Origin of the sequence: Mangrovimonas sp. ST2L15, from assembly GCF_001280515.1 — a bacterium.
In the GTDB taxonomy this organism is placed as follows: Bacteria; Bacteroidota; Bacteroidia; order Flavobacteriales; family Flavobacteriaceae; genus Mangrovimonas; species Mangrovimonas futianensis.
In genome coordinates this window covers 119,651-134,045 of sequence record NZ_LBIQ01000015.1, presented here as the reverse complement: position 1 = coordinate 134,045, position 14,395 = coordinate 119,651, and the positions used below count along the sequence as shown (strand labels likewise).

The following is a 14,395-nucleotide window of genomic DNA, read 5'->3' as shown; positions in this document are numbered from 1 at the left end:
GGGACAACGACACTTGGCAGATTTACAATATTAACACCCAAGTTAACGCTAAAATTTATATATTTGACCGCTATGGAAAGCTGCTCAAGCAATTGAGCCCCACTGGCGAGGGATGGGACGGTACCTATAACGGGGAGCTGATGCCATCGAGCGACTACTGGTTCACGGTCGAGTACACCGAACCGGGAGAAAGCAACGGGGAAACAAAGATCCTAAAGGAACATTTTACCTTGAAACGATAAACCTATGAATATTAAGAAACTTTTATTAGTAGCAGTAACGACTTTTATTACATATTTTAATACCAATGCCCAAGAAGGTCTACCTATTTACTCTGATTATTTAACTGATAATTATTATTTAATACACCCCTCCATGGCGGGGGTTGCTAACTGTGCAAAAGTTAGGGTTACCGGGAGACAGCAATGGTTTGGTCATGAAGATGCTCCGAAGCTTTTGACGGTAAGTGCCAATAGTAGATTAGGGGAGTCACCTTCCGCACTAGGGGCTATATTTTATACAGATGAAAACGGGTACCACTCTCAAACAGGAGGATATTTAACGTATGCTTACCATATTCAATTCTCTAGAAGTGAATTGGATTTAAGTATGTTATCGTTCGGTTTAAGTGCAGGATTTATACAATACCGTTTGAATGAATCTGCTTTTCAAAATGATTTGATTAGCCATCCTGATAGAATTATTTCTGGTGTGGATCAAAGTGCAACCAATTTCAATATTGATTTTGGGTTTTCTTACCACTTTGATGAACATTACATTCATGCTACTGCTAGAAATATCTTGAGAAATGATGGTATCAATTCTAATGAAAATGGAATTTTTGCTTATGATAATCCAAGACAATTCTTGGTAAGTGCTGGTACTATTTTAGCTAAATATGGTAGTGAGTGGAGTTTTGAGCCATCACTTATGTTTATGTATAAAGACGGAACTAAAGAATCTTCTATAGATATTAATATGAAGGCTTACAAAGAAATGGAATTTGGTAAAGTTTGGGGAGGTTTATCATATAGAAGAAGTTTGGACGGTGCTGAATTTCAAGATGGCACAGGTGTAAGTAGTCAAAAGCTTCAATACATTACTCCGATTTTAGGTATCAATTTCAATCAGTTTATGTTTGCTTACAATTATTCGTATCAAGCAAATTCTGTAGTGTTTAATAATGGTGGTTTTCACCAAATCACATTAGGATTTAATTTCAATTGTCGTAGAGAGCGTTACCATTGTAACTGTCCCGCGATTAACTAAATAAAAAAAAGAGCCTTGAAAATTTCAAGGCTCTTTTTTTTATTGATTATTTTCCCACTCGTAATTCTTAAGTGCAGCCTGCTTTTTTATACTGTTAATCATCGCAGATTGTAATTCGGTAGTGTTTTCTTTTTGATGTGATTTAAGATATTCCATTCTTTTTTGATTGATTGACTGAATTTCCTTGTTTATCTGTGCTCTCTCTTCAGCTTTTTCATTCAAATATATTTCAATTTCAGTTTTTGACTTTGTATTTAATTCTTTTGGTAAGTCATCTTTGTTTAAATTTTGGAGATCGATAGTTTGATTCTTAATGGCATCAACTAAGTCCCATGTTGAATTGTCATATAAATAGGAACTTTTACTAATACTTCTTGTAACTGCATTAGTTTTACCCATTGAAGCAGCTTTGTCATCTTGTTCATGTTGCATTAGTTTTTTTTCTTTTCCTTTTTGTCCATAGGTGATATAGGTCTCATTAAGTTTTTCATTTAATTTTAAAATGTCATCATCAAATGGGGTGGACGCATAATGGGTTTCATTATTTTGATTTATGGCCATATAGGTGCCATGAGTTAAATTTGCCCCTTCTTCCCAATAACTATTAATACCCTCCTGATAGTCTCCACAATAAATGGTGTTGATGGTGATTTTTTTCTCTTTAGCATTTAAACTTGCCTGTTGAAATGGAATTGGTCCCTGTGTGAAAGGTTCATTTCCTGCAATAAATATTAAATTAAGATCATTATTTTCTTTACCCCAGCCAAGTTCTCTAGTTGATGTTGAGATTACCTGCCCACAAAATTCGTTACCTCCATTAGTGGTGAGGGAAAATAGGTTATTTGAAATATCATCCAGATCAGAATTAAAAGGCATCACTTGTCTTATGTAACCATTTTTTACATCTAATTGGTCATTGCCATACTCATAAATAGCGATTTTTAGGCTGGGTTTTAAATCCTTGAATTTTGCTTGAGATAATTCATTTACCATAGACCAAAGTTGAGCTTTTGCTTGATCTATTAGGCCATCCATACTATTGCTAGTATCCAAAAGAAGAGCGACGTGAATTGTTGGTTTCTCGAGCAAAGGTTTTATTTGGCTAATCTCGGATTGAGCTAATTGTTTTGTTTGATTGTTTTTTTTGCATCCCATGAGGGCCAAAGTGACTAGAATAAACAGAATTTGTTTCATGATATAAATAAAAAAGATTTCAGAAATGTAAATTGAAAGTATTTTATATAAAAGGGAGAATGAGCCAGATGGGCATTACAATTAGTAAATGAGCATGGTGCTTGAGTAAAACCCTATAAAATACCCTGTAAGTCCTTTGGACTTGATATAAATGGTTTTAGAATAAGATGAAAAGTATGTATGTTTACTATAATATTATTTTTTTATGAAGCGTGAAGCAACATATTATATTATCATCTTCTTTACATTCATGAATTTCTATGGGTTTGCTCAGAATAGAACTGATTTGAACCAGGTCAAACAGTATGAAATTAAAGGGCAGGTAAGGGAAAGTGATAGTAAAAAAGCCATCAAAGATGTTACCGTCGAAATTTTAGCTGGTGCTCGAACTACTACAAATCATTCTGGTAGATTCAAAATAAAAGCTAAGGAAGGTGATCAATTAGTCATTAGTCATGACGATTTCCAAACGGTTTATTACGTTATTTTAAATGATGATGATATTATTGTAGAAGTACAACCTCAATTAAACAGGAAACCTAATCAAAGAAAATCATTCGAGCAATATTCAAGATTTTTGGATTCATCCAAAAAATATTTGAAGCTGGATGTTGAAAAAGGGCTTCAATTTGCTACAGATGCTTTAGCAGAAAGCAATTCAAAAGAACAAAATGCTAAGGCATATGAACTCATAGCCGATATTTATATGCATTGGAAGCAGTATGATCTCGCAGTGTCCAATTACCGCATTAGTTTGCAAAATATGTCTTCCTTAGATGTGAAGCTTAAATTAGGGAGAGCTTATCAATTGAATAAGGATTTGGAAAATAGTATCAATACTTTCTTGTCTATAAATGAATCCCAATTGTCTACCTACCAACAAACCTTATTGTTTGAAGGTTTGGGTGATGCTTATATGGATTCAAGAAACTATTCAAAGGCAATTGCGGTATATAAAAAGGGGCTTCAGGTTGCAAAAGCACATTTAATAACGCCGAAAATAATTGATTTAAATTCCAAAATAGCCAATAGTTATAATGAGAGTGGCGAAATAACGATTGCAGAAGATTATTATGACAACTCTTTAAATTTGGCTTCAAAGGAGAATAAAGAAAGGGCTTTAAAGGAAAAGGTTACAGTCGCCGATTTTCAAGGGAGTAACCGAGCTTATGATGAGGAAATTGAACTTCGTAAAGAAGTGTTGGAAGATATCAAAGAAGTTGAAAGGGATTCTATAATCGACAATGACAGTCCATATACACCACAAAAACAAAATTATAAAATAGGGAATGCTTTTTACCTTCAGAAGGATTATGACAGTGCTATAAACTACCTAGAGAAGAGTATTAAGCAAGCTGATACTAAATCGGATCTGGTTGTGAAAAAGGATGCCACAAGAAAACTTTCAGAAGTATATAATAGTTCGGGAAATTCAGAAAAGGCTTTAAAAACCTATCAGGATTATACTGAATTGGTCGAACAATTATATGTGAAAAAGGAACAGGAAATTGTTAGGGCTGCTAAATTTAGCAGGGATATAGCCAACCAGCAGAATCGTATTAAGAGTTTGGAGAGTGAAAGGGAACTTTCTGAAAGTAAATATCAATTGACTACCGAAAGAAACAGAAATCAACAGATTGTTATTTATTCCTTGGTGTTTGGGATGACTTTATTAATTGTTGTGGCTTATTTGATGTATAAGTATATAAAACAACAAAGATTAGCCAATAATTTATTGGCTTTAAAATCGCTTAGAAGTCAGATGAACCCGCATTTTATTTTTAACGCCTTGAATTCAGTCAATAGTTTTATTGCCACTAATGATGAGCGAACTGCCAATAAGTATTTGTCTGATTTCTCTACGCTTATGCGAGCCGTTTTAGAAAACAGTGAAGAAGACTTTATTCCATTAGAGAAGGAAATAGAATTGTTAGAGTTATATACCAAATTAGAGCATTTCAGATTTCAGGATAAGTTTGATTACAGCATTGAAGTAGATCCAAAAATTAAGATAGATGAGTTTCAAATCCCTCCTATGCTATTGCAGCCCTATATTGAAAATGCGGTGTGGCATGGGCTTAGGTATAAAGAAGAAAAGGGATGGCTTCAAATAGACATTTCTTATATCAATAGGAATGAAATAGCCATCACAATTTCAGATAATGGAATAGGGAGGGAACGATCAAAGACCTTAAAAACTCAAAATCAAAAGAAACATAATTCAAAAGGACTGAGTAATATACAAAAGCGGGTGGTCATTTTGAATGATATGTACAAGGACAAAGTAGATGTTCAAATAGAAGATATTAATAAGGGCGAAGAAACGGGAACTAAGGTTGTTGTAACCATAAAAAAAGATTAAATGAATTTAAGAGCAATTATCGTTGAAGACGAACAAGCAAGTAGAGATATTTTAAAAAAGTATTTGGATAAGTATTGTCCGCAGGTTTCTGTAATGGGTGAAGCATCAAATATCAATGAAGGTCTTGAATTGATTAGAAACCATGAGTTGGATTTAGTGTTTTTGGATGTTGAGATGCCTTACGGTAATGCTTTTGATCTTTTGGAAAAAGTAGGAGACAGAACTTTTGAAACCATATTTGTGACCGCCTATAATCATTATGCTATGGAAGCTCTAAATGCGCATGCTTCTTATTATTTAATGAAACCGGTTTCTATAGATGAGTTGATTAAGGCAGTCGATTATGTTGTCGATATAAAGGAAAAGGAAAATGCACTTCAAGATCAGGTATTGGTTCCCAAACAGCCAGGAGTTATTGGAAAAATAACCATTCCGCAACAAGATGGTTTTGAGGTTCTTGAAACTTCAGACATTCTTTTTTGCAAAGCAGATGATAATTACACAGAAATCCATTTGAAAAACCATAAGAAAAAAGTGGTTAGTAAAACCCTAAAGTACTTTGATGAAACCTTGGAAGCTTCTAATTTTGTAAGGGTACATAAATCCTACCTTGTCAATGTTAACGAAATTGTCAAATACCTGAAAGGGAAAGGTGGAAGTGTTGTACTGAGTAATGGGCAAGAGATTATGGTTTCTGCCTCAAAAAAATCTGGATTATTATCTTATTTTCAATAGAATTATGGCTTTAATAAAAGAAGTGAATGGAAAATCTCCTGAAATAGGAGCCGATTGTTATGTGGCGGAGAATGCAACCATTGTTGGAGAGGTGAGTATGGGAAAACAATGTAGTGTTTGGTTTAATGCGGTGATACGTGGAGATGTGCATTATATAAAAATGGGGGACAAGGTAAATGTTCAGGATGGCGCCGTCATTCATTGTACTTACCAAAAGCATCCTACGACAATTGGGAATAATGTATCCATCGGTCACAATGCACTTGTTCATGGATGTACCATTCATGATAATGTTTTAATAGGCATGGGAAGCATTGTCATGGACAATTGTGTCGTAGAGAGCAATAGTATTGTTGCCGCAGGAGCAGTTGTCACTCAAAATACACGGGTAGAAGCCGGCAGTATTTATGCAGGTGTGCCAGCCAAAAAAGTAAAGGATATCAGTCAGGAATTAATATCAGGTGAAATAGATAGAATAGCCAACAACTATGTGAAATATTCTAGTTGGTTTAAAGAGGACTAAAAGTCCAGATATGTGGCATTGAATTTGTCCCCTATTAACTGGTTCATGACCTCGGGGTTAGAGTTACTATAAAATTCTAATTTTGGGTTTGTAGGTAGTGAGTTGAGAAGGTTATTTTTTTCAAGAATAGCCTTGGTCTGTTTGGCTACAGCCTCTCCTGAATCAATGATTTTTACGTGTTTTGGAAGTATTTTCAAAAGCTGAGGAATGAGATAAGGGTAGTGGGTGCATCCTAGTACCAAATAGTCAATATCGGCCTCAATCATGGGTCTTAAATAGGTGTTTAATAATTGATGCATTTCTTTGGAATCCAATTTCCCATGTTCTATCAGTGGTACAATACCATCACCATCCTGCTCCAAAACTTTAATCCCTCGCGCAAACAAATCAGAAGTTTGATTGAAAAGTTCACTTGCCAAAGTGCCTTTAGTGGCTAAGATGCCCACTGTTTTGGTTTTAGTATTTAAGGCGGCAGGTTTAATGGCGGGTTCGATTCCAATAAAGGGGACATCAAATGTACTTCTCAGTACTTTTATCGCATTGGTGGTTGCTGTATTACACGCCACAACAATGAGTTTGGCTCCTTTATTAAGCAATAACTTGGTATTCTTAATACTCAGGTCAATAATCTCTTGTTTGGTTTTATTCCCGTATGGAGCATATCTACTGTCAGCAAGGTAAATAGTACTCTCATTTGGCAACATGGCATGTATTTCTTTCCAAATAGAAGTGCCTCCCACGCCAGAATCAAAAATACCAATAGGTTTTGTGCTCATTGTTACAAAAATAAAAAAGCTGCCTTGTTGAAGACAGCTTTTGTAATTATTTTATGAAAGGAAAAAATTAAATTCCCAATTCTTTTTTAACGTCATCTAACAGGTTTTTACCGTCGGCCATGATAACACCTCCACCTTGAGTTGAATCTAAAACGTAATCAAAACCTTGTGCTCTGGCAACTTTTAAGATAGCAGCTTTGGCTTTTTCAGTAATTGGCTTTAATAGGTCAATTTCTTTTTTCTGCATTTCTTGTTGTGCAGTTGCTCTATATTGCTGAATGTTTTGTTGCATAGTCATAAGCTCATTAGAACGCTTTTGGTTCTCTTCATCAGTCTTGGTTTGAGCTTCTGCCTCATATTGCTTAGCCTTATTTTGGTATTCAGTAATAGAGGCTTGGATGTCTGCTTCGTAAGTTTTTGCTAATTTATCCAACTCACTTTGGGCATTTTTCATATCAGGCATAGCTTCTATCAAACTTTGAGTGTTGATATGAGCAACTTTGCTTTGAGCCTGAGAGAAATTGATAGCTCCAAAAAATAATGCGGTTGCAAATAAAATGGTTTTCAATTGTTTCATTTTTACTAGTATTAATGTGTGTTATAAATTAAAATTGTTAATTATCTTCATTGTCCTCTTTCGGACTCTCTTCTTGTTCTTGCGCCTTTTGGCGTTCTTCTAATATTCTTTGTTTTCTAGCTTCAAGTTCTTGCTTCCTTCTTTCTCTATCTTCTAGTTTCTTTTGACGTCTTTCTTCTAGAATTTCCTCTCTTGTTTTTGTTTCTGGAGCTTCGCCATTGGCTTGTGTTTTACTTTCTGTATCCTCCGTAATGTTGTCAGATTCATCTGTATTTTCCGCTTCACGAGCATCAATTTTATCTTGTCTCGCTTTTTCACGTGCCGCAATGATACTATCTCTTCTCTGTTGAATTTCTAGTTTTCTTTGTTCCCGAGCATTCATAATGCTATCTCTCCTTTGATCCTGAGCATTTTCTCTTGCTTCTAATTCTTCGTTGATTTCAGGTAAAAGCTCTTCTTCATCGGCGGCTTTTCTTTCGGCTCTTGAAGTAGCTTGTTGACGCTTGTTACTTCTTGTGATACTTCTTATAACTTCATCACTAAAATCAAATCTATCTGCGGAATAGAGCATGACCACATCAGCGGCTTTGTCAAAGACAAAGTCATACTTTCTTTTTTCAGCCATATCTTGAACAGCAGCAAAAATTTGATCTTGTATGGGTTGGATTAATTGTTTCTTTTGAATCATTAAATCACCATTAGGACCAAAACGCTTTTGTTGGTAATCAAGGATCTCTTTCTCTTCAAAGGCTATGTCTTCTTCTCGTTCCTCAATCAATTCTTTAGTTAAAAGCACTTTCTCGTTGCTCAGATCTTTTCTTTTTTGTTCAATCTCACTTAGTTTGGTTTCAATTTCTTGCTTCCATTGCAATACTTTCTTGTCTAATTGTGAGGTAGCTATTTGATATTCTGGGACGTTTTGGAGAATATATTCGGTATCAATGTAACCAATTCTTACGCCTCGTTGAGCGTAAGAGGATACACCAATGGTGGAAATCACTATCAGTAAAAAAAGAACTTTTAATTTGATCTGCTTCATGTTTAATGATTTATGGTTTCATAAATTCTAAAAACAACAGATGCAGAAACTCCTGCTTTCTTTAGAATTAACGTTTTCAAAATTAACGAAATTTAACTTTAAAAATTTTAATTCCCAATGTAAATAATCTATTTGGTATTAGAAAATATCGTGCCAAACTAAAATTGTTGTCCAATAATGAAATGCGTTTGCCATCTACTAGGATTAAACTCACCAGGTACAGGATCAAATCCATACCCGAAATCAATACCTAACAGACCAAAGGCGGGCATAAAGATTCTTACCCCTACACCTGCAGATCTTTTAAGATCAAAAGGATTGTAGTCATGAAAATCATTGTAGGTAACACCTCCTTCTAAGAAGGTTAATCCATAAATTTTAGCTGTTTGACTTAAAGTAATAGGATATCGTAATTCTAAAGAGAATTTATTATAAATCGTTCCTCCATCATTTGTTGGATTTCCATTTTCATCTAATGGTTGAATGGATTGGTTAGGATATCCTCTTAAAGCAATGGTTTCCCTTCCATCTAAGGTGTAATTGGCTAAACCATCACCTCCAAGGAAAAATCTTTCAAATGGTATCACACCTCTATTTGGATTATAGGCCCCTAAGAAACCAAATTCTAAACTAGGTTTTAAAACGAGCTTTTTTGCTAGTTCTGAATACCAGTCTACCCTAAATTTTATTTTGTAGAATTCTAACCATTTAAAACGTTCTTGATCTATCTCAGCAATTCTGTCTACAGCTTCCACACGATCTGCTTCAGGATTGTTGGTATCGGAAACAAATTCATCTAATTCGTTTCTTTCATCCCTTAAAGCCTTGTAATCAACACCATTCACTAAAGAGTAAGGGAACGTGACTTTGGCGCTTACTGTAAAGTTAGACCCTCCTGTAGGGTAAATAGGATCATTATAGGTGTTATTTCTACTTAAACCAATGGTATAGGCTAAGTTATTTGAGTACCCATCTCCAAAAGTAAATAAGCTTGTGTTATAATTGTTTAAGTTATAATGTTGAAAAGTCAAAGCATGGGAAATAGAAAAATAGTCATCTGGAATTGTTAATCTTTTTGCTAAACCTAAAGTAACCCCGGTAACATTAAAACTTCTACTTCTGTCTGGCTTTCCTGTAGTGTAATCGTAAGAAAACTGCTTGGAATGAGAGAATGACGTTGAAAATTGAACCGGTTTTTTTCCTCCCATCCAAGGTTCTGTAAATGAAAAACTATAGGTCTGGAAGAATTGACTGGCTTGCAGTCTTAAAGCTAGTTTCTGTCCGTCACCTCTTGGAACAGGTGTATATGCATCCTTATTAAGGATATTCTTTAGTGAAAAGTTGTTAAAGGAAAGGCCCAGTGTTCCAATGAAACCGCCACCACCGTAACCACCTTGTAATTCTACTTGGCTTGAACCTGTTTCAACCACAGAGTATTCCAAATCGATGGTTCCTTCATTAGGTTTTGGATTTTTAAAATTAGTTCCAATTTGTTCGGCATCAAAGAATCCTAATTGACTTAATTCCCTGATGGTTCTTATTACATTAGACTTTTTGTAAAGTTGACCTGGTCTTGTATAAAGCTCTCTGTAAATTACCTTATCATTGGTAACTTCATTTCCAACAATGGTGATATCATTAAAATGAACTGGTTTACCTTCTGAAATTCTAATCTCTAAATCAATGACGTTGCCTTCAGCACTAACCTCGACTGGATTAATGGTAGAAAAAAGATATCCGTTGTTTTGATACATGTTTGTGATATCCAATGCATCAGGAGATGTATTATCTGCAATACGTTTTTCCAGCATAACGCCATTGTATTCATCACCTTTTTCAATCCTTAAAACACGTTTAAGTTGTTCATCTGAATAAACGGTATTACCAATGAAAGAAATATCTCCAAAAGTGTATAATTCTCCTTCTTCAATATGAATACCAATGGCTACATTTTTATCATCAACAACCGTAATAGAATCTGCCACTATTCGCGCATCTCGATAACCATTTTCTTTATACTTATCGATGACAGCTTTTAAGTCTTCCTTATAATCGGCTTCTATATATTTAGACCGCTTGTACACGCGAATGAAATTCTTTTGTTTCGTCTTTTTCATCGCAGCTTTCAATTTATTGTCGGTGAAAACTTCATTACCAGTAAAATCGATGTCTTTGACTTTTACCTTACTGCCTTTATCAATCCTCACAACCATATTGACTCTAGCTTTTTGAATTGAATCTTGAACTTCAATTGTATTAATGGCTACTTTAGAATTGTAGTAACCATCTTTTTTATACGTATTAATAAGGTAGTTTTTTGTAGTTGTAATAAGGTTTTCGGTCACCTTTACACCTTTATCAAGTTTGTTTTCCTTGATGATTTTTTCCCTCTTTGATTTCTTAACACCTGTAATTTTAACCTCATTCAGTTCTGGTAAATCAGTTAATCTAATTTCCAAATAAGCCTGGTTGCCATTTTTAACATCCTTAAGGTAAATTTCTATGTTGTTGAAAAGGTTGGAATTCCAAAGCTTGGTAATGGCTTTGCTTATTTTTTCTCCAGGAATAGCAATTTCTTCTCCTTTTCTTAATCCCGAATAAGCAATAATGGTTTGTTCACTAAAGGAGGTTTCACCATTTACAGTAATCTCAGCAATTGTATATGTTTTACTGTCTTGAACCGTTAATTCTTGGGCGACAGCCGATGGAATACTTAAAATTAAGGTAAGTAATAATGTAAAAAGTAATTGTGTTTTCAATAGCTTGCTATCAATTAATTTGTTCACTTGTTTTCCCAAATCTTCTCTCTCTATTTTGATAATCAATGATGGCCTTAAATAAATCCTCCTTGGTGAAATCTGGCCAAAGAACTTCCGTAAAATATAATTCAGCATAAGCAATTTGCCACAAAAGGAAATTGCTTATCCTGCGTTCTCCGCTCGTTCTAATAAGCAAATCCACATCGTGTAAATTTTGCGTGTAAAGATGCTTATTAATAACCGATTCGTCAATATTTTCGGGAGAAATTATGTTATTTTTAACTTTATGGCATAAATCCTTGATAACCTGAGTGATTTCATCCCTAGAGCCATAACTTAAGGCAAGGGTTAGTATCATTCGGTTATTGTTTTTGGTTTTTTCCATGACCTCCAAAAGCTCTTTATTTATTTTTTTTGGAAGCGCATCTAAGTTGCCTATGGCATTTAATTTGATGTCATTCTTCTGGAGTGTCTCCAATTCGTTCTTCAAGGAAGATACTAATAACCTCATAAGGGCCTGAACCTCTGGTTTTGGTCTGTTCCAGTTTTCCGTAGAAAATGCATACAAGGTTAGATTTTTAATGCCTAATTCTGCTGAGGCTTCTACCACTTGTCTTACCGATTTGGTTCCATTTTCATGGCCTATGGCTCTTATCAAACCTTTCTGTTTGGCCCATCTGCCGTTACCATCCATGATAATGGCAATATGATTTGGTAACTTTTCGGTATGTATTTGATCTTTTAAGTCCACTTGCCTAAAAATTGCAGTAACATGGTTTTCGGCCAAAGGTATAGGTAATGGTTAAACCAGAAAACACATACCAGTCATTGTTATTAACATTTCCAATGCTCATAGTGTCTTTAATTTGATGGGAATCTGGTTCACTTCCATCTATTTCATCTGAAAAAGTATATCGTGCTCCAATTTCAAAAGATAAAATAATATGCTCGGTTAGTCTTCCTTTTACTCCTAGTGCCATCGGAATCCCGAAGGCTAAGCTTTCAGTGTCTTCATCAATAATTCTGTCGTTTCTATAATAGAAGTTATCGTGGTAGGCAACTGCAATACCTGAAAAAAGATATGGGGTGAAATTACGTCGGCCATCGTGTAAACTGTAATCGAAAAAGGTAAATTCCAAACCAGCGGCCAATTCCACAACGCCATTTTTAAAACTATAATTTCTTTCTTGTCGTCTGGGATCATCAGATTCACTGTCTCTTCCTTCTAATTCAGAAAAAATTGCAGAAAACCTGAAGGAGTGTCTATTGCTACGATTCCATTTCCAAACGGCTCCAATAGCCGGTTTGTTAGGGGCGATGTATTTGGTCGAGCCAATATCTCCTATAAAGTTGCTACCCCCCAAAAAGACACCCAACTCATGGGTTTGCGAATGGCAAATTTGGACGGTAAAAAATAATATGATTAAAGTGGTTAAATACCTCATAAACACTTAAAAGTTTGCAAATATAATAAATCTAAATTCCCAATAACAAATTGTAGGGGTTTGTGTTAGGTTTAAAACAAGATTTATTCACTTTTATTGTTTAATTACGCTTATCTTCTCCCCAAAGAAGTTTTTTTCTAAGGGTGTCTAGAAAACTTTCATCTAAGAGTTCAATCATTTTTATTTTGAAAGGTGCTTTGGAGATGGTTATGAGTGTTTCATTATCTAAAGTGGCTATTCTAGAGTCTAGGGAGATTAAATGTTGGTGTTCTCTTCCAGATACTTTCAATTGAATTTCTGTAGTGTCTTTAATAACAAGAGGTCTTGCGTTTAAATTGTGTGGCGCAATAGGGGTGAGCACAAAACTTTCAGCATGGGGGTCAATTACTGGGCCACCGCAACTTAGAGAATATCCTGTAGAGCCCGTGGGGGTAGAAACAATCAAGCCATCACTCCAGTATGATGTAAGGTATTCTCCATTTAAATGAGTGTCTACCGTAATCATGGAAGTAGTGTTTTTTCGACTTACCGTAATTTCGTTTAATGCGAAATTTAGGTTTTCCATATTTTCATTGGAAGGTGTTGTTTTGACTTCCAATAGACTACGTTCTGAAATCTTGTATCTCCCTTCAAAAATGTTATCCATTGCAGTTTCAATGCGATTGTTTTGAATGGTTGCCAAAAAACCTAATCGCCCGGTATTAATTCCAACAATGGGAATGGATTTATCTTTTACAAAGGTGATTGCTCTTAAAATAGTGCCGTCGCCACCGATACTTATTAATAAATCAAAACTGTCATCTAATGTTTTGAAGGTATTAAAATGGTAAGCATTTTCATCGGGATTGATTTGGCTGTTGATGATTTGCAAGAAAGTTTCTTCAATAAAGAAATCCCCATTTTTCTTTTCGAGATAATCAAAAAGAATCTTTATAGCCTCCTCGGCATTTTGATGGTAAAATTGCCCAAATATCGCTACCTTCATCTATATGTTCAGATATTTATTGAGATAATCAGAACGTTCTTTGAGGCTTTCCATATAACTGTCCTCCTCATGTCCAGAAATTATATTGTAGCTATATCTTCTAAAGGTTTGCATGATATCGTTAAGTCCTGTATTGCCCACTTTCAGGGTGATTTGAACTAGGTCATTTTCAATTTTTGAAATAAAAGCTCCTAAAAGTTTCCCGTTGTTTGATTCTACAATTTGACTCAACTCACTAAAGGAATAGTCATTAATACCCTTTTCTATGATTAAAATACCACCAGCTTCAGCAAAAAATGGAGTTTCGTTAAATAAGGTGATAATATCATTGAGCTCGTAGTAACCTAAATAGGTGTTTTTGACATCAAGGACGGGCATGATATTGGTCGAGTTTTGAGCAAAAGATTCCAAAACATCAAGCCATACAGTTGTATCTCTAACGAAAAAACCTTCAATAGTATGTCCGTAATCAGAAATAAGTTTTTTACCATCAAGGCAATGGGCGTCATTTTCAGAAATACAGCCTAGATACTGGTTCAAGTCATTTACAATAGGAATGTGAGAGTAAGTCAGCTGATTGAACATAACCTGAACATCACCAATGTGGTCCTTGATGTTCAAGGGTTTGATGTCGTTTATGATAAATTCAGCAAGGTTCATACACTTTCTTTTATCTGCAAATTAATCAAAAAAATGCTACAATAAGCCTGATTCAGTTTGTATTTTTGTTG

General features: G+C 34.9%; 14 protein-coding genes. 5 read left to right on the top strand and 9 right to left on the bottom strand.

Going from position 1 to position 14,395, the window contains the following annotated elements:
• The coding region (locus tag ZA07_RS00980) for a T9SS type B sorting domain-containing protein (RefSeq protein ID WP_053969865.1) at window positions 1–242 on the top strand (242 nt) is incomplete at its 5' end.
• Between the two features lie 4 nt (window positions 243–246).
• Window positions 247–1,269: a type IX secretion system membrane protein PorP/SprF gene (locus ZA07_RS00975; RefSeq protein ID WP_053969864.1), complete on the top strand. Its 1,023-nt coding sequence runs from the start codon at window positions 247–249 to the stop codon at window positions 1,267–1,269.
• A 39-nt stretch (window positions 1,270–1,308) separates the two neighbouring features.
• Here ZA07_RS00975 and ZA07_RS00970 read toward each other — a convergent pair whose 3' ends face one another.
• Window positions 1,309–2,424, bottom strand: a complete 1,116-nt coding sequence (locus ZA07_RS00970; RefSeq protein ID WP_231628608.1) for a vWA domain-containing protein — start codon at window positions 2,422–2,424, stop codon at window positions 1,309–1,311.
• A 244-nt stretch (window positions 2,425–2,668) separates the two neighbouring features.
• On the opposite strand from ZA07_RS00970, the gene ZA07_RS00965 reads away from it, so the two are divergent.
• From ZA07_RS00965 to ZA07_RS00955, 3 genes are read left to right on the top strand one after another with little or no spacing between them, the layout of a single operon-like run.
• Window positions 2,669–4,825 (top strand): histidine kinase, encoded by a 2,157-nt coding sequence (locus ZA07_RS00965; protein ID WP_053969862.1) that lies wholly within the window; start codon window positions 2,669–2,671, stop codon window positions 4,823–4,825.
• The gene (locus ZA07_RS00960) at window positions 4,826–5,560 is read left to right on the top strand and encodes a LytTR family DNA-binding domain-containing protein (RefSeq protein WP_053969861.1); all 735 of its coding nucleotides are present in this window, start codon (window positions 4,826–4,828) and stop codon (window positions 5,558–5,560) included.
• 4 nt (window positions 5,561–5,564) lie between these two features.
• A complete protein-coding gene (locus ZA07_RS00955) occupies window positions 5,565–6,083 on the top strand; it encodes a gamma carbonic anhydrase family protein (RefSeq protein WP_053969860.1) in 519 nt (172 codons plus the stop codon).
• On the opposite strand, the gene murI is transcribed toward ZA07_RS00955, so the two are convergent.
• The 8 genes from murI to ZA07_RS00915 form a co-directional block, all read right to left on the bottom strand.
• Window positions 6,080–6,859, bottom strand: a complete 780-nt coding sequence (gene murI, locus ZA07_RS00950; protein WP_053969859.1) for a glutamate racemase — start codon at window positions 6,857–6,859, stop codon at window positions 6,080–6,082. The genes ZA07_RS00955 and murI overlap by 4 nt on opposite strands.
• A 67-nt stretch (window positions 6,860–6,926) precedes the next feature.
• Window positions 6,927–7,436 carry an OmpH family outer membrane protein gene (locus tag ZA07_RS00945; protein ID WP_053969858.1) on the bottom strand — a complete coding sequence of 170 codons (510 nt, stop codon included), beginning with the start codon at window positions 7,434–7,436 and terminating at the stop codon, window positions 6,927–6,929.
• A 37-nt stretch (window positions 7,437–7,473) separates the two neighbouring features.
• The gene (locus ZA07_RS00940) at window positions 7,474–8,475 is read right to left on the bottom strand and encodes an OmpH family outer membrane protein (RefSeq protein ID WP_369793475.1); all 1,002 of its coding nucleotides are present in this window, start codon (window positions 8,473–8,475) and stop codon (window positions 7,474–7,476) included.
• Between the two features lie 158 nt (window positions 8,476–8,633).
• Window positions 8,634–11,273, bottom strand: coding sequence for an outer membrane protein assembly factor (locus ZA07_RS00935; protein WP_053969870.1), 2,640 nt, complete (start codon window positions 11,271–11,273; stop codon window positions 8,634–8,636).
• Entirely contained in the window at window positions 11,245–11,985 is a 741-nt protein-coding gene (locus ZA07_RS00930; protein ID WP_082316479.1) for an isoprenyl transferase, read from the bottom strand. Before ZA07_RS00930 ends, ZA07_RS00935 begins: the two co-directional genes overlap by 29 nt.
• 4 nt (window positions 11,986–11,989) lie before the next feature.
• Entirely contained in the window at window positions 11,990–12,679 is a 690-nt protein-coding gene (locus ZA07_RS00925; protein WP_053969857.1) for a DUF6089 family protein, read from the bottom strand.
• Between the two features lie 100 nt (window positions 12,680–12,779).
• Window positions 12,780–13,664 carry an NAD kinase gene (locus ZA07_RS00920; protein WP_053969856.1) on the bottom strand — a complete coding sequence of 295 codons (885 nt, stop codon included), beginning with the start codon at window positions 13,662–13,664 and terminating at the stop codon, window positions 12,780–12,782.
• Window positions 13,665–14,324 carry a CBS domain-containing protein gene (locus tag ZA07_RS00915; RefSeq protein WP_053969855.1) on the bottom strand — a complete coding sequence of 220 codons (660 nt, stop codon included), beginning with the start codon at window positions 14,322–14,324 and terminating at the stop codon, window positions 13,665–13,667.
• Between the last annotated feature and the right edge of the window lie 71 nt (window positions 14,325–14,395).

Coding starts and splice junctions, on each gene's coding strand:
- ZA07_RS00975 (WP_053969864.1), top strand. CDS start 247: ATGAATATTAAGAAACTTTTATTAGTAGCAGTAACGACTTTTATTACA.
- ZA07_RS00970 (WP_231628608.1), bottom strand. CDS start 2,424: ATGGGATGCAAAAAAAACAATCAAACAAAACAATTAGCTCAATCCGAG.
- ZA07_RS00965 (WP_053969862.1), top strand. CDS start 2,669: ATGAAGCGTGAAGCAACATATTATATTATCATCTTCTTTACATTCATG.
- ZA07_RS00960 (WP_053969861.1), top strand. CDS start 4,826: ATGAATTTAAGAGCAATTATCGTTGAAGACGAACAAGCAAGTAGAGAT.
- ZA07_RS00955 (WP_053969860.1), top strand. CDS start 5,565: ATGGCTTTAATAAAAGAAGTGAATGGAAAATCTCCTGAAATAGGAGCC.
- murI (WP_053969859.1), bottom strand. CDS start 6,859: ATGAGCACAAAACCTATTGGTATTTTTGATTCTGGCGTGGGAGGCACT.
- ZA07_RS00945 (WP_053969858.1), bottom strand. CDS start 7,436: ATGAAACAATTGAAAACCATTTTATTTGCAACCGCATTATTTTTTGGA.
- ZA07_RS00940 (WP_369793475.1), bottom strand. CDS start 8,475: ATGAAGCAGATCAAATTAAAAGTTCTTTTTTTACTGATAGTGATTTCC.
- ZA07_RS00925 (WP_053969857.1), bottom strand. CDS start 12,679: ATGAGGTATTTAACCACTTTAATCATATTATTTTTTACCGTCCAAATT.
- ZA07_RS00920 (WP_053969856.1), bottom strand. CDS start 13,664: ATGAAGGTAGCGATATTTGGGCAATTTTACCATCAAAATGCCGAGGAG.
- ZA07_RS00915 (WP_053969855.1), bottom strand. CDS start 14,324: ATGAACCTTGCTGAATTTATCATAAACGACATCAAACCCTTGAACATC.